General features: G+C 70.9%; 15 protein-coding genes and 1 tRNA gene. 7 read left to right on the plus strand and 9 right to left on the minus strand.

Annotation, left to right across the window (positions count from 1 at the left end; all coding sequences use genetic code 11):
- The first annotated feature begins 158 nt into the window (after positions 1-158).
- From MICNX66_RS11985 to MICNX66_RS12000, 4 genes are read left to right on the plus strand one after another with little or no spacing between them, the layout of a single operon-like run.
- Complete coding sequence (locus tag MICNX66_RS11985; RefSeq protein ID WP_187662071.1) at positions 159-1,070, plus strand: ABC transporter ATP-binding protein; 912 nt, start codon at positions 159-161, stop codon at positions 1,068-1,070.
- On the plus strand, positions 1,067-1,891 hold the full coding sequence (locus tag MICNX66_RS11990) for an ABC transporter permease (RefSeq protein ID WP_187662072.1): 825 nt from the start codon (positions 1,067-1,069) through the stop codon (positions 1,889-1,891). The genes MICNX66_RS11985 and MICNX66_RS11990 overlap by 4 nt, the downstream gene beginning before the upstream one ends.
- An 8-nt stretch (positions 1,892-1,899) precedes the next feature.
- Positions 1,900-3,168, plus strand: a complete 1,269-nt coding sequence (locus MICNX66_RS11995; RefSeq protein WP_187662073.1) for a sensor histidine kinase — start codon at positions 1,900-1,902, stop codon at positions 3,166-3,168.
- Complete coding sequence (locus tag MICNX66_RS12000) at positions 3,165-3,839, plus strand: response regulator (protein WP_187662074.1); 675 nt, start codon at positions 3,165-3,167, stop codon at positions 3,837-3,839. The genes MICNX66_RS11995 and MICNX66_RS12000 overlap by 4 nt, the downstream gene beginning before the upstream one ends.
- A gap of 7 nt (positions 3,840-3,846) precedes the next feature.
- On the opposite strand, the gene MICNX66_RS12005 is transcribed toward MICNX66_RS12000, so the two are convergent.
- From MICNX66_RS12005 to MICNX66_RS12020, 4 genes are all read right to left on the minus strand, one after another.
- Entirely contained in the window at positions 3,847-4,800 is a 954-nt protein-coding gene (locus MICNX66_RS12005; RefSeq protein ID WP_187662075.1) for an aldo/keto reductase, read from the minus strand.
- Positions 4,801-4,964: 164 nt separating this feature from the next.
- Complete coding sequence (locus MICNX66_RS12010; RefSeq protein WP_187662076.1) at positions 4,965-5,252, minus strand: hypothetical protein; 288 nt, start codon at positions 5,250-5,252, stop codon at positions 4,965-4,967.
- A gap of 115 nt (positions 5,253-5,367) precedes the next feature.
- A tRNA-Thr gene (locus MICNX66_RS12015) sits at positions 5,368-5,443 on the minus strand.
- Between the two features lie 42 nt (positions 5,444-5,485).
- Positions 5,486-6,436, minus strand: coding sequence for a thioredoxin domain-containing protein (locus tag MICNX66_RS12020; RefSeq protein WP_187662077.1), 951 nt, complete (start codon positions 6,434-6,436; stop codon positions 5,486-5,488).
- Positions 6,437-6,664: 228 nt separating this feature from the next.
- On the opposite strand from MICNX66_RS12020, the gene MICNX66_RS12025 reads away from it, so the two are divergent.
- Together MICNX66_RS12025 and MICNX66_RS12030 are read left to right on the plus strand one after the other, a co-directional pair.
- Positions 6,665-7,768, plus strand: coding sequence for an ABC transporter ATP-binding protein (locus MICNX66_RS12025; RefSeq protein WP_187662078.1), 1,104 nt, complete (start codon positions 6,665-6,667; stop codon positions 7,766-7,768).
- 79 nt (positions 7,769-7,847) lie between these two features.
- The gene (locus MICNX66_RS12030; protein ID WP_187662079.1) at positions 7,848-9,149 is read left to right on the plus strand and encodes a DUF4032 domain-containing protein; all 1,302 of its coding nucleotides are present in this window, start codon (positions 7,848-7,850) and stop codon (positions 9,147-9,149) included.
- A gap of 26 nt (positions 9,150-9,175) precedes the next feature.
- Here MICNX66_RS12030 and MICNX66_RS12035 read toward each other — a convergent pair whose 3' ends face one another.
- The 5 genes from MICNX66_RS12035 to MICNX66_RS12055 form a co-directional block, all read right to left on the minus strand.
- Complete coding sequence (locus MICNX66_RS12035; RefSeq protein ID WP_187662080.1) at positions 9,176-9,817, minus strand: NAD(P)-dependent oxidoreductase; 642 nt, start codon at positions 9,815-9,817, stop codon at positions 9,176-9,178.
- Positions 9,818-9,832: 15 nt separating this feature from the next.
- Positions 9,833-10,837 (minus strand): 23S rRNA (guanosine(2251)-2'-O)-methyltransferase RlmB, encoded by a 1,005-nt coding sequence (gene rlmB / locus MICNX66_RS12040; protein ID WP_187662081.1) that lies wholly within the window; start codon positions 10,835-10,837, stop codon positions 9,833-9,835.
- Positions 10,830-12,236, minus strand: a complete 1,407-nt coding sequence (gene cysS, locus MICNX66_RS12045) for a cysteine--tRNA ligase (protein ID WP_187662082.1) — start codon at positions 12,234-12,236, stop codon at positions 10,830-10,832. The genes rlmB and cysS overlap by 8 nt, the downstream gene beginning before the upstream one ends.
- Positions 12,237-12,245: 9 nt before the next feature.
- Positions 12,246-13,493 carry a 2-C-methyl-D-erythritol 4-phosphate cytidylyltransferase gene (ispD, locus tag MICNX66_RS12050; protein ID WP_187662083.1) on the minus strand — a complete coding sequence of 416 codons (1,248 nt, stop codon included), beginning with the start codon at positions 13,491-13,493 and terminating at the stop codon, positions 12,246-12,248.
- Positions 13,494-13,561: 68 nt separating this feature from the next.
- Positions 13,562-14,044 (minus strand): CarD family transcriptional regulator, encoded by a 483-nt coding sequence (locus tag MICNX66_RS12055; protein WP_045255828.1) that lies wholly within the window; start codon positions 14,042-14,044, stop codon positions 13,562-13,564.
- 134 nt (positions 14,045-14,178) lie between these two features.
- Here MICNX66_RS12055 and MICNX66_RS12060 point away from each other — a divergent pair, with 134 nt between their 5' ends.
- Positions 14,179-14,649: a DNA modification methylase gene (locus tag MICNX66_RS12060; protein ID WP_187662084.1), complete on the plus strand. Its 471-nt coding sequence runs from the start codon at positions 14,179-14,181 to the stop codon at positions 14,647-14,649.
- Positions 14,650-14,705: the final 56 nt, after the last annotated feature.

Below are 14,705 nucleotides of genomic sequence, written 5' to 3' on the forward strand. Positions count from 1 at the left end.
GGGGAGTCGGCGGGCGGGGGTCACCTGTCGACACTATCGGAGCGACGCAGCCCACCCGTCCTCCCCCACACGGTCCTCCCGGAGGACGATCCCACCGCTTCCGGGAATCGTCCTCCGGGAGGACGCGCCGCGGCCCGCCGATCCGTAGCGTGGAACCCATGATCACCGCAGAAGGCCTCACCAAGAGATTCGGGGACAAGACCGCTGTGGACGGCGTGTCCTTCACCGTGCAGCCCGGCAGCGTCACCGGCTTCCTCGGACCGAACGGCGCAGGGAAGTCGACGACCATGCGCATGATCGTCGGGCTCGACCGTCCGACGGCCGGGACGGCGACCGTCGCCGGGCGGGAGTACCGCAAGCTCCGCGCACCGCTCACCGAGGTGGGCGTGCTGCTGGACGCGAAGGCGGTGCACACCGGACGGACGGCGCGCGATCACCTCCGCGCGATGGCCGCCACGCACGGCATCCCCACCTCCCGCGTCGACGAGGTCATCGAGCTCGCCGGCATCGGCTCGGTCGCCCGGAAGCGCGCCGGGAAGTTCTCCCTCGGCATGGGGCAGCGCCTGGGGATCGCCTCCGCACTGCTGGGCGATCCGCACACCCTCATCCTCGACGAGCCCGTCAACGGCCTCGACCCCGAGGGCGTCCGCTGGGTGCGGCAGTTCGTGCGACACGCCGCCTCCGAGGGCCGGACGGTGCTGCTGTCCAGTCACCTCATGAGCGAGATGGCGCAGACCGCCGACCATGTCATCGTGATGGGACGGGGCAAGGTCCTCGCCGATGCCCCGCTCGCCGAGCTGGTCCGTTCGTGGACGACCAACCGCGTGCGCGTGCGGACGCCGCGCCCGACCGACCTCGTGGCCGCCGTGGGCGGTCCCGACGTGGAGATCGTCAGCGCGGCTCCCGATCTGCTCGACATCGCGGGGCTCCCGGCGGCGCGCATCGGCGACCTCGCCGCGGAGCGGGGGATCCCGCTGCACGAACTCACCCCGACCACCGGATCCCTCGAAGAGGCCTACCTCGCCCTCACCGGCGACGCCGTCGAGTACCGCACGAAGGAGCTCTCATGACCGCCGCCCCCGCCGTGACGACCCCGGCCGTCGCACCCCACGCCGCCGACTCCGGCCGGCGCCTCACGTTCGCGCGCGCCGTGCGCGGCGAGGCCATCAAGCTCACCACCCTCCGGTCGACGTGGTGGTCCATCGCAATCGCCGCCGTGCTCACGATCGGCATCGCCGTCCTCATCGCCCAGGCGATCGACGCCCCCGGGTTCGACCCGATCCAGGCCGTCGTCATGCCTATCCAGTTCACGATGCTGCTCGCCGGCATCATCGGCGCGATCTCGGTGACCGGGGAGTACTCCACGGGCATGATCCGCTCGACGCTGACAGCCGACCCGATCCGCGGGTCCGTGCTGCTGGCGAAGTCGCTCGTGCTCGCGGGCTTCCTGTTCGTGTCGTCGCTGGTCATCTTCGGTGCCGCGGCGGCGGCCGTCTCCGCCGTGGTCGCGGGACGCGAGCGGGGCATCGACTGGTCGGACCCCTCGAGCTCCGTCCTGCCGATCGTGGTCGCCTCGCTCGCCATGGCCGTCTTCGCGCTGATCGGTGTGGCCTTCGGCTTCATCCTGCGCTCGGGCGCCGGGGCGATCGCGGCGACGGTCGGTCTGCTGTTCGTGCTCCCGATCGTCGCGAGCTTCTTCTCGATGGCCGGCGAGGCCTGGGCCTGGGTGCTCGACGCCTCGGCCTACCTGCCGGTCGCCGCCGCGCAGAACGCGATCCTGCCCGGTGACACGGCGACGCTCGACGCTCCGGTCGCCTACCTCACGCTGGGCTGCTGGGTGGTCGGCGGCCTGCTGGCCGCCTGGGCCGTCCTCCGCACGCGCGACGCGTAGGAGACCGGGTGCCGGCGACGCGACGCGGAACGGACACCGTCCGGGAGGACGAGGGGCTACGGCTCCCTCGTCCTCCCGGGGTGTTCCGTCGTTTCTGGGCGCGCTATCCCGTCCTCGCCGACGTCCTGCTCACCCTGCTCTGCATCATCCTCACGATCACCCCCGCCGCGCGCATCGATGACGCCGACCGCGGGCCCGTCGGGCTCGTGCTCGCCGCCCTGCTGCCGCTGTGCGTGATCGCGGCGTGCGCCACCCTGCTCTGGCGTCGACGGAAGCCCTGGCTTCCCGCGGTCGCGGCGATCCTGCTCGAAGCCTTCCTCCTGTTCACCGCCCTGCCCGGGAGCAGCCCGCTCCTGCTGATCGCCGGTTACTCCCTCGCCGTCTACCGCTCCGCCCGCGCGGCGTGGACGGCCTTCGGCATCGGGGTCGCGACGACCGCCTCCGGGGCCGGGCTCCTCCTCTGGGCCGGCGTCTTCACCCTTCAAGAGGCGGTCAACGCGCTCCTCGGCACGGTCGTACTCGGGCTCATCGGCACCCTGATCGGCGCGAACGTGGGCAACCGCAAACGCTATCTGGACGCCGTCATCGATCGCTCGCGGCAGCTTCTCGTGGAGCGGGATCAGCAGGCGCAGCTCGCCGCAGCCGCCGAGCGCGCGCGGATCGCGCGGGAGATGCACGACATCGTGTCGCACTCCCTGACCGTGGTCGTGGCGCTGTCCGAGGGAGCGGCCGCCACCCCGGACCGAGAGCAGGCCCGCGCAGCCGCCACCTCCGCGGCGGACACCGCCCGCAGCGCGCTCACCCAGATGCGGGCGATGCTCGGCGTGCTGCGAGACGACGACGCGCCGCTGCTCCTCGCGCCGGTGTCTCCCGCGTCACCGCAGGAGACCGTCGCGGCGGCGCAGCGGACCGGGTATCCGGTCACCCTCGCCACAGCCGGTCAGGCGGAGGTGTCGTCCGACGTGGCCCATGCCCTCGGCCGGATCGTGCAGGAGGGGCTGACGAACGCGATGCGGCACGCGCCGACGGCGACCACGGCGTCCGTGCGCCTCGAGTACACGCCCGCTACCGTGAGGGTGGAGATCGTCAACGACGGCGTGGCCGGGGCTCCCGCTGAGGGCGGCTTCGGACTACGAGGGCTCACGGAGCGTGCCGCGCACGTCCGCGGCACCCTGGAGTCCCGGCCGGACGGCGAGGGGCGATGGACCCTGCGGGCTGTCCTGCCGACGTCGGCCGAGGCCCCGGCCGTGTCGCCGGGCGGAGAGGAGAACACATGACAGCGCCGATCCGTGTGCTCCTGGTCGACGACCAGGAGCTGATCCGTCTGGGTTTCCGCATGGTCCTGGAGGCGGAGCCCGACATCGTCGTCATCGGAGAAGCCGCCGACGGGAACGCCGCGATCGCCCAGAGCGCTGCCCTCGCCCCTGACCTCGTGCTCATGGACATCCGCATGCCGGAGCTCGACGGGATCGCCGCGACGAGAGCCATCGTCGGCGCGCATCCCGAGACGAGGGTGCTCGTCCTCACGACGTTCGATCTCGATGAGTACGCCTTCGGTGCGATCCGCGCGGGCGCCAGCGGCTTCCTCCTGAAGGACGCCCAGCGCCACGAGATGCTCTCCGCGGCCCGTGCCGTGCACCGCGGCGACGCCGCCCTCGCGCCGCGGGTGACCCGCATGCTGTTGGAGCATGTCGGTCCGCAGCTGGGCAGCGCCGCGCCGGCGGCCGAGACGGTCGACGACGCCGGATACCGTTCCCTGACCGACCGCGAGCAGGAGGTCTTCCTCGCGATGGGAAGGGGTCTCTCCAACGCCGAGATCGCGGCGACCCTCTACGTCGGCGAGTCCACGGTCAAGACGCACGTCGGCCGCATCCTGGCCAAGCTCGGGGCACGGGACCGGATCCACGCCGTGATCCTCGCGCACCGGCTCGGGCTCGTCGGGCGGTGAGGCCGGGTCAGCTCTGAGGCGGCGTCCAGGCCGACACGCGGTTCAGGCGCTGGACCTCCTCGGACGACAGCTCCAGCCGCGCTCCGGCGAGCAGATCCGGAACCTGATCCACCGTCCGAGCGCTGGCGATGGGCGCCACCACGGTCGGCTGCGCCCGCAGCCAGGCCAGAGCCGTCGCGGCGACGGATGCGTCGTGCGCGGCGCCGATCTCATCCAGCGCGTCGATGATCCGAAGTCCAGCCGCGGTGGCGTACTTCGCGGCTCCGGCGGCGCGCGGCGACCCTTCTCCCCCGGCATCCGTCGAGCGGTACTTGCCGGTCAGGAAGCCGCTCGCCAGCGCGTAATACGGCACGAGGCCCAGCTCGAACTCCTCGGCGACGGGGATGATGGTGTCCTCGACGTCGTTGCGGTGCACGAGGTTGTAATGCGGCTGGATGGCGACGGGGCGCGCGACGCCGAGCCGGTCGGCGATGTCGATCCACTGCCGGATGCGGTCGGCCGTGTAGTTCGACACCGCCACGTGCCGCACGAGTCCGTCCGTGACGAGGGCGCCGAATGCCTCGACGGTCTCCTCCAGCGGCACCGACTCATCGTCGAAGTGCGCGTAGTAGAGGTCGATCTCGTCCACGCCGAGGCGAGCGAGGGATGCCTCCGCCGCGCGGCGGACGTTCCCGGCCGAGAGGCCGCGGAAGTCGGGATGCTGGCTGACCTTGGTCGCGACGACGACGCCCTGGGGCCGCCGCGACGCGAGCCACGCCCCGATGATCGTCTCGCTCTCGCCGCCCTCGTTGCCCGGCACCCAGGCACTGTAGGAGTCCGCCGTGTCGATGAAGTCGCCGCCCCCGTCGAGGAAGGTGTCGAGGACGGCGAACGACGCGTCACGGTCGGCGGTCCAGCCGAACACGTTGCCGCCGAGGGCGAGGGGGAAGACGTCGAGGTCACTGGAGCCGATGCGGGTCATGTCCGAGACAACCGCAGCGAGCGGCGCGAACATTCCCACGGGGGATCGGAAAAGATGCGCAGGTGGCCGGGGCGGGGTGCCGACCACCTGCACCCCAGTAACATAACACCCTCCGACGTGCTACGCGATATGCGGGCGCCCTGACATCACGGCGAACCTGCCGGCTATCGGCGGCCCGCGTCCGCTCCGTGTCGCGCGTCGAAGTCTCGGATGTCCCGCAGCGCGCGCCGCACTGTGAGCGCGTACGCGATCGCCAACCCCACGCTCACCGCTCCGACGGCCACCCGCATAGCATCGAGGGCGCGCGCGTCCGTCAAGAGACCAGAGCTCAGCCACCAGACGGCGCTCACCGTCCAGAAGACGGCGAGCACGATCGCCCACGTCCTCCGTCGCTGCAGTGCGAGCCGCTGCGGAATCAGCGACGGGTCGGACTCGTCCGCGGGTGCGCTCATGCGCAGAGCCTAGCGCTGGGGCCGTGGGCGCCGGTGAAGTGGGCAGCCCTCCTCACTCGGATGAGCAGAGGGCCCGCATCCCCGGTGTTTCCAAGGGGATGCGGGCCTTCGTGTGTGGAGCCGACTACGGGACTCGAACCCGTAACCCCCGTATTACAAGTACGGTGCGCTACCAATTGCGCCAAGTCGGCGGATGCCATCACAGCTTAGCGATGGCGGGGACGCGTGACGGTCTACTCCGCCGGCGCCGAGGTGGCGGTCGGGGTCGGCGTCGGGGACGTCGACTCGTAGTACGCCTCGCTGGCGACGGACATGACGAACGTCGACAGCTCCTGCGGGTCGTCCAGCGCGCCGACATAGGCCTCGCCGTTGACGACGATCATCGGGGCGGCGGTGAGCACGAGGTCGTCGGAGCCGGGAAGCGGCCCCTTGAGCGCACGCGTCGTCGCCTCCTTCGCCCAGTTGACGTAGTCGCCGTCCTCGATGCACGAGCGCACGGTCTTCGCGTCGTCCACGCCCACGGCGCCCGCGAGGTTGGCGAGCTCCTCGTCGGACATCCCGTCGCTGCCCACGTCGGGCTGGTCGTCGAGGAGGTCGTGGTTGAACGCGTAGAACTGGTCCGGCGAGTGCGTGGCGACGCAGGCGGCGGCGGCAGCGGAGCGCAGCGAGTACTTGGTGCCGTTGGAGCTGGCGGTGAGCAGGGCGACCGGGTGGTAGCTCACGGTCGCGGCGCCGTCCTCGATCCACTGCGCGAGCAGACGGGCGTTGGCGCGCTCGAACTTGCCGGCGTCGGGCGAGAGGTAGTCGACGTACACGTGCACGTCCACCGCACCGGCCGCGGTGGGCTCCGGTGCCGGGGTCTCGGTCGCACCGGCCTCCGTGGGCTCGGGCTCCGGCGTGGCGGAGGCGGTGCCGGCGATGGCGGCGGAGGCGATGTCCGTCACCACGACGCCGTCGGCCTCCATGCCGCTCGGGCTGAGCTGCGGCTTGGACGTCTGCGAGGTCACGGCGAGCGTCACCGCGGTCCCGATCGCGCCGACCGCGATGATCGCGACCGCGCCGATGATGATCCGTCGCATCAGACGCGCCCGCGACTGCTGGGCGTGCACCTTCTGTGCCTTCTCCCGCACGGCCTCGCGCGAATTGCGAGGGGCGGGGACGTTCGGCGTTTCGTCGCTCGACATCGTTCCTCTTGAGTCTCAGGGGGTCCGGGTTGGCCCCGACCACCGTCGGGCGGTGATCGCCGCTGCGCACGGCCGGGTTCGATGCTAACCAGTGAGGCTGAGAAATACCCAGGTGCGGCCGTTCGTGCCATACTGATCCCGACCCGATGGAGGGTCACGGCGGGTCGCTCCGCCGCTTCATTCACTACGGATCGTCCGGCACGTACCTGCCGGTGAAGGAGAAACACGATGGCATCTGTGACTTTCGACGAGGCCACCCGCCTGTACCCCGGCGGCACCCGTCCGGCTGTCGACAAGCTCAACCTCGAGGTGGGAGACGGCGAGTTCCTCGTCCTGGTCGGTCCCTCCGGTTGCGGTAAGTCCACCTCCCTCCGCATGCTCGCCGGCCTCGAAGAGGTCAACTCCGGCCGCATCCTCATCGGCGACCGCGACGTCACCGATGTGCCGCCGAAGGACCGCGACATCGCGATGGTGTTCCAGAACTACGCGCTGTACCCGCACATGACCGTCGCCGAGAACATGGGCTTCGCGCTCAAGATCGCCGGCGTCGGCAAGGAGGAGCGTGCCGCACGCGTCCTCGAGGCCGCGAAGCTCCTCGACCTGGAGCAGTACCTCACCCGCAAGCCGAAGGCGCTCTCCGGTGGTCAGCGTCAGCGTGTCGCCATGGGTCGCGCGATCGTCCGTCAGCCCCAGGTCTTCCTCATGGACGAGCCGCTGTCGAACCTCGACGCCAAGCTCCGCGTCCAGACCCGTACGCAGATCGCGTCGCTGCAGCGCCGCCTCGGCGTCACCACGGTCTACGTCACGCACGACCAGACCGAGGCGCTCACCATGGGTGACCGCATCGCCGTGCTGAAGGACGGTCTGCTCCAGCAGGTCGGTTCGCCGCGCGACCTGTACGAGAAGCCGGAGAACGTCTTCGTCGCCGGCTTCATCGGCTCGCCCGCGATGAACCTGTTCTCGGCCGACCTGGCCGACGGCGGCGTGCGCTTCGGTACCGAGGTCGTCCCGCTCGACCGCGACACCGTCGGCCGTGCCAACGGCTCCCAGGTCACCGTGGGCGTCCGCCCCGAGGACATCACCGTCGGCCCGGCCGACGGTCAGGGCCTCTCGGTCGTCGTCGACCTCGTCGAGGAGCTCGGCGCCGACGGCTACCTCTACGGCCACACCGAGATCAACGGCAAGCGCACCGACCTCGTCGCCCGCGTCGACGGCCGCAACCACCCGAACGCCGGGGAGACCGTCACCCTCGCCGCGAACCCGGGTCACGTGCACGCGTTCGACCTCGAGTCCGGCGACCGCCTGAACGACAAGCCAGTCGTCTCGGCCTGATCGGACACCTCCACCGCGGCGCGGGCTGACTTCGGTCGCCCGCGCCGCGTCTTTTCCCCGGCACCCCTCAGGAGTCCCCATGCAGGAATCCCTCCGGATCACCGCCAAGACGGTCGACCCCGGGCTGCTCGCCCTGCCGTGGTCGACGCTCCTGGAGAAGTGGCCGTCCGAGCACATCGTCTCCCTCCCCAAAGGCCTCTCGCGCCACCTCGTCCGCTTCGCGGACCTCTCGGGTCGCGTGGTGGCCGTCAAGGAGACGACGACCGAGATGGCACGGCGGGAGTACGAGATGCTCGGCAACCTCGCGCGCCTCGACGTGCCGTGCGTGGAGCGGGTCGCGGTGATCGCCGGCCGCACGGACTCGTCGGGTGATCCGTTGCCCGCGGCGCTGGTCACCTCGCACCTGCGCTTCTCGATGCCGTACCGGGCGCTCTTCACCCGGGTGCTCCGCCCGGACACGGCCACCCGTCTCGTCGACGCGCTGGCCCTGCTGCTCGTGCGTCTGCACAACGTCGGCTTCTACTGGGGCGACGTCTCGCTCTCCAACACCCTGTTCCGCCGGGACGCCGGAGCGTTCGCGGCGTACCTCGTGGACGCGGAGACCGGGGAGCTGCACGAGGAGGGCCTGACGGACGGACAGCGCGCCTACGATCTGGATCTCGCCCGCACGAACATCGCCGGTGAGATCATGGACCTCGCCGCGGGCGGCCGCCTGGAGCACGGCGTCGACGCGGTCGCGATCGCGGACGGCATCGTGTCCTCCTACCGCTCGCTGTGGGCCGAGCTCACCGCGCAGGAGTCCTTCTCCGCCGCCGAGACCTGGCGCATCACCGAGCGGGTCGAGCGGCTCAACGCCCTCGGCTTCGACATCGACGAGATGTCGATGTCGACGACCGCCGACGGCACCGTGGTGGAGATCCAGCCCAAGGTCGTCGACGCGGGACACCACCAGCGCCGACTCATCCGCCTCACGGGTCTCGACGTCGAGGAGAACCAGGCCCGACGGCTCCTCAACGACCTCGACGAGTTCCGCGCCCGCTCGACCAAGCAGTGGGCGGACGAGGAGATGTACGCGCACGAGTGGCTCACGCGCGTCTTCGAGCCCGTCGTCCGCGCGATCCCGTACGACCTGCGCGCCAAGCTGGAGCCGGCCGAGGTGTTCCACCAGGTGCTGGAGCACCGCTGGTATCTGTCGCAGGCGCAGGGACGCTCGGTGTCCCTCGCGGAGGTGCTGACGAGCTACATCAACGATGTGCTCCGCCACCGGCGCGACGAAGCCACCATCATGGGGCCGCCGACGGAGACGATGGGCCTCCCCGTCGTGACCGGCACGCTGGCTCTCGGCGACGACGACGAGGTGGACTGGCGCGACCTCGTCTGAGGCCGCCCCTTCGGTTCCGGACGGCGTCAGTAGCCGACGGTGAACCGCTCGCGGTGGTGGTTGCCCTGCTCGATCTCGTCGACGATCGCGACGGCGAAGTCCGCCCCGGAGATGTAGGACTTGCCGTCCTCATCGCGGACGAGCACGTCACCGCCGTCCCGATAGCGACCGGTGCGCTCCCCCTCGGCCCACGGTCCGAAGACCTCGGCCGGGTGCACGAAGAACCAGTCCAGGCTCTCGGCCGTGCGCTCCAGGAGCGCCAGCGAGTCGATGCCGACCTGCGCCTCGTGCTTGTACTCCTCCGGGAAGCCCTGATCGAACAGACGGGGACCGCCCGGCGCGACGAGGCTGCCGCCCGCGCCGCCCACGACGCCGAGCCGCGTCTCGGTGCCGTCGATCAGCGCGACCACGTTCGTCAGCGCCTCGAGGACGCGGTCCTCCATGTCACCGCGCGGCGAGAGCGCGGAGACCACGGCGTCCGCTCCCGCGAACGCCTCGGTCAGCGTCGCGGGGTCGAGCGCCGACCCCTGCACGTAGGCCGCACCCGCGACCGGATCCGCGGGGGTCGAGCGCGAGATTGCGACGACCGCGTGATCACGGCTCACCGCCTCCGCGACGATGTGGCGTCCGGCGTAGCCGGTTCCTCCCAGGACGATGATGCGGGCCATGCGTGTTCCTCTCGGTCAGTCCGCGGCGCGGACGGTCGCGACCTGGTACAGCGCGACCGAGGCCGCGATGCCCGCGTTCAGCGACTCGGTCGCCGCGGAGATGGGGATGGAGACGATCTGGTCGCAGGTCTCGGTCACGAGGCGGGACAGGCCCTTGCCCTCCGAGCCCACGACGATGACGACGGGGCGGTCCGCCAGCTCCAGCGCCGGCAGCGACACGTCGCCGTCGCCGTCGAGCCCGAGCACGAAGACGCCCTGCTTCTTGAACTCCTTGAGCTGCGTCGTGAGATTCGATGCCAGGGCGACCGGGATGCGCGCCGCCGCGCCCGCACTCGTCTTCCACGCCGCGGAGTTCACACCGGCGGAACGACGCTGCGGCAGGATGATGCCGTGGCCGCCGAACGCCGCCGTCGAGCGGATGATCGCGCCGAGGTTGCGGGGGTCCGTGATGCCGTCGAGGGCGACGAACAGCGGCGTCTCCCCGCGGTCGATGACCTCCTCCAGCAGGTCCTGCGGGTGGGCGTACTCGTACGGCGGCACCTTGAGCGCCACGCCCTGGTGCACGCCGTCGAAGCCGGCCATGCGGTCGAGCTCCTGGCGGGTGACCTCGAGCACCGGGATGTCGCGGTGGGTCGCGATCGACAGCATCTCCTTGACCCGGTCGTCCATCTCGACGCGCTGCGCGATGTACATCGCGGTCGCCGGGATCTTCGCGCGCAGCGCCTCGAGCACCGAGTTGCGGCCGGTGACCGTCTCGGTGTCGGTGGTGTTGTCCTTCGACCTGGCGGTGCGGTTCGGGTTGCCCCCGGAGGCCGGACGCCCGCCGGGCTTGCCCTTGCCCCCGGCCGCGGCGAAGCGCTCGGCCGCGGCCTTGCGCTTACCGGCGGGGTGCCACGCGCGGTCCTCCGCCTTCGGCGTCGGGCCACGCCCCTCGAGCGCCTTGCGCCCGAGACCTCCCGTGCCCTTGGTGGGGCCCTTCTTGTTTCCCTTGCTCGCGCCGGGGCGCCCTGGCTTAGCCATCGATACTCCAATGAGTTCCGGCCGGAGTGTCCTCCAGCGTGATTCCTGCGGCGGCGATCGCGTCTCGGATGCGATCCGCCGCCGCCCAGTCCTTCTCCGCGCGCGCGGTGGCGCGCTGCGCGATCATCTCCTGCACCAGCGCGTCGAGCGCCGCTGCCTGCGCATCCCCGGCCTTACGGGAGCCCGCCTCCTCGACGAGGCCGAGCACACCGGTCATGCCGAGCACCGCCCGCGCCGCGTCCAGGGCCGCTGCGGTGTCGCCCGCGTCCAGAGCCGAGTTCCCGGCCCGCACGCTCTCGTGCACGACGGCCAGCGCCTGCGGAACGCCCAGGTCGTCGTCCATCGCATCGACGAACGCCGACGGCAGGCTCTGCGCGTCATCGGCGCCGATCCCGTAGCCGGCCGCGCGGAGCGCCCGCTCCAGGAAGGAGCGGATGCGGCCGAGCGCCGCCTCCGCTTCCGACCAGGAGGATTCCGAGAGGTCGAGGCTCGATCGGTAGTGCGCCGCCGCGAGGGCGTAGCGCACGACGAGCGGGTCCCGCTCAGCGAGCACGTCCCGCGCGAGCGTGAAGTTGCCGAGCGACTTCGACATCTTCTGTCCGTCGACGGTCACGAGGCCGTTGTGCACCCAGTACCGGGCGAAGCCGTCGCCCGCTGCACTCGACTGCGCGAGCTCGTTCTCGTGATGCGGGAACCGCAGGTCCAGTCCCCCGCCGTGGATGTCGAACTCCGCACCGAGGTACCGCTTCGCCATGGCCGAGCACTCGATGTGCCAGCCGGGGCGCCCGGCACCCCATGGCGACGCCCACGTCGCGTCGGCGGGCTCGTCGGCCTTGGCACCCTTCCAGAGGGCGAAGTCCTGCGGGTTGCGCTTGCCGCGCGGGTCGGCGTCCTGCGCCGCTTCCATCGCGTCCACGGACTGATGGGTGAGGTCGCCGTAGGACGGCCAGGAACGCACGTCGAAGTACACGTCTCCCGAACCATCGGGGGCGGGGTACGCGTGGCCTCGGTCGATGAGCAGCGCGATGAGCTCCTGCATCTGCGGCACGGAGGCCGTCGCACGCGGTTCGTAGGTGGGCGGGAGGATGCCGATGCCGGCGTAGGCGGCGGCGAACTCCCGCTCCATCCGGTAGGCGAGCGCCCACCACGGCTCGGACTCCGAGGCGTTCGCGAGGACCTTGTCGTCGATGTCGGTGACGTTGCGCACGAAGGTCACGCGCCCGTGGCGGTATGTCAGCCAGCGGCGAAGGAGATCGAAGCTCAGAGCAGCTCTGACGTGACCGATGTGCGGTCCGGACTGCACCGTGGGTCCGCAGACGTACATCGTGATGTTCTCGGGATCGAGAGGCACGAAGTCGCGCAGCAGCTGTGCGCGGGTGTCGTAGAGGCGGAGAGTCACCGCTCAAGCCTACTCGGCGGGCGCTGGGAGACCCCGCTCCGGTCGCGGGATGACGACGGCGACGGCCGTGACCGCGATCCCCTCGCCCCGCCCGGGGAACCCGAGACCGTCCGTCGTCGTGGCCGTGACCGTCACCGGGGCGCCCCCGAGCGCCGCCGACAGCGCCGCCTCGGCCTCCCCGCGGCGTCCGCTGAATCGCGGACGGTTGCCCTGGAACTGGACGGACACGTTGCCGATCGCGAACCCCGCCTCCGCCAGGAGCTCCCCGGTGCGGGAGAGGAAGACGTCCGCGTGAGCCCCCGCGTACTCCGGATGGGCCGTGCCGAAGTGCTGCCCGATGTCGCCGAGCCCTGCAGCCCCGAGCAGCGCGTCGACGATGGCGTGGGCGACGGCGTCGCCGTCGGAGTGCCCGGAGAGCGCGGGCTCCCCCGGCCATTCCAGCCCCGCCAGCCACAGCGCCCCGTCGCCGCCGAAGGCATGCACGTCCGTGCCGATCCCCACGCGGGGAGCGTCGACAACGACCGCCGACGGCCGCGCCGCCGCGGAGGGCGCCCCCGGAGTCGTCGCCACGAGGAGGCGCGCGCGCTCGAGGTCGGCGGGGGTGGTGATCTTGAACGAACGCTCCGAGCCGGGCACCAGCCGCACCGCATTCCCGGCTGCGGCGAAGAGCGCGGCGTCATCCGTGTACTCGGTGCCCTGGGCTGTCGCCTCCGCGTACGCCGCTTCCAGCAATCGGCGCGGGAATCCCTGCGGCGTCTGCGCGGCCGCGAGCTCCGCGCGATCCACGGCGCCGACGACGAGGCCGTCGGCCACCCGCTTGAGCGTGTCGACCACGGGCAGACTCGGCACCGCTCCGGCGTCGCCGACCACGGCCGCCGCCACGGCATCGATGACGGTAGGCGGCGTGAGGGCGCGGGCGGCATCGTGCACGAGCACCGTCGTGATGTCCCCCCACAGGGCCGCGAGTCCGGCGGCGACGGACTCCTGCCGCGTCGCTCCTCCCGTGACCACGCGGCCCAGGTCGGCGCGATCGCCGGCAGCCGCCAGCAGCTCCGTCTGCGCGTCACCTTCGTAGCCCGACGGGGCGACCACCACGACCTGCATCGGGGCCGCCGCGAAGACACCGTCGAGGGCATGCCGCAGGATCGTGCGCCCGTCGATGCCGACGAAGGCCTTGGGTGCCCCCGCCTCGAGACGGGTGCCGGAGCCGGCGGCGACGACGATGATCGCGGTGTGCGGGACGGGGAGGATGCTCACAGCTTCACGTTACCCGCGGGAACGACGAAAGGCGGGTGCCGCAGCACCCGCCTTTCGTGGAGGACGTCTCAGGACGCGAGGACCTCGTCGAGCAGTGCGCCCGCCTTGTCCTCATCGATCTTCTCGGCCAGCGCCAGCTCGGAGATGAGGATCTGCCGGGCCTTGGCCAGCATCCGCTTCTCACCCGCGGACAGGCCGCGGTCCTGGTCACGGCGCCAGAGGTCGCGCACGACCTCGCTCACCTTGATGACATCGCCGGACGCGAGCTTCTCCAGGTTCGCCTTGTATCGGCGCGACCAGTTGGTGGGCTCCTCCGTGAACGGCGCGCGCAGCACCTCGAACACGTGGTCGAGGCCCTCCTTGCCGATCACGTCGCGAACGCCGACGAGGTCGACGTTCTCAGCCGGGACCTCGATGATGAGATCACCCTGCGTGACGTTGAGCTTCAGGTACTTCTTCGCCTCGCCCTTGATGATGCGCTCCTTGACCTCGATGATGGTCGCAGCGCCATGGTGCGGATAGACGACGGTCTCGCCAACCTCAAAAAGCATAAAAACATGTCCTTTCGGCAACCTCAAGGATACCACAGGGGATATGCGCTAAGGTTCGCGCTCCCTGTTCCCTGCGCGCTCCGGACTTACCCATAGAATGGGGAGGGATATCCCGTCGGACCTCAGGAGGACCCGTGAAATCGCGCCTTGTCGCGTCTGCCGCCATCAGCGCCCTCGTTCTGCTCGGCGCGACCGGGTGCACGTTCATCACCCCTCAGGCGACGAAGACCGAATACGCCGCCTCCGACGGCGTGAACGTCTCCGATCAGGACGGCCCCATCGCCGTGCGCAACGCCCTGATCATCGCGAACGAGGACGGCTCGGTCGGCAACTTCGTCGGCGCTGTGGTCAACCCGTCGCAGGACCGCGCCACCCTCACGGTCTCGCTGGAGGGCGGCGACCCCTTCCAGATCACCGTGCCTGCCGGCGGAAGGATAAGCTTCGGCGCCGACGAGGAGCCCGTGGAGATCACCGGCCTCGACACGATGCCCGGCGCGACCGTCGCGATGCACTTCCAGTCCGGCGACTCCGCCGGTGTGACGACCGAGATCCCGGTCCTCGACGGCACGCTGCCGTACTACTCGGACCTCGCTCCGCAGGACTGAGTCCGCAGACAAACAGAAGAGGCCGGCACCCGCGGGTGCCGGCCTCTTCTGTCTGT

It is taken from the genome of Microbacterium sp. Nx66, assembly GCF_904066215.1.
GTDB lineage: Bacteria > Actinomycetota > Actinomycetes > Actinomycetales > Microbacteriaceae > Microbacterium > Microbacterium meiriae.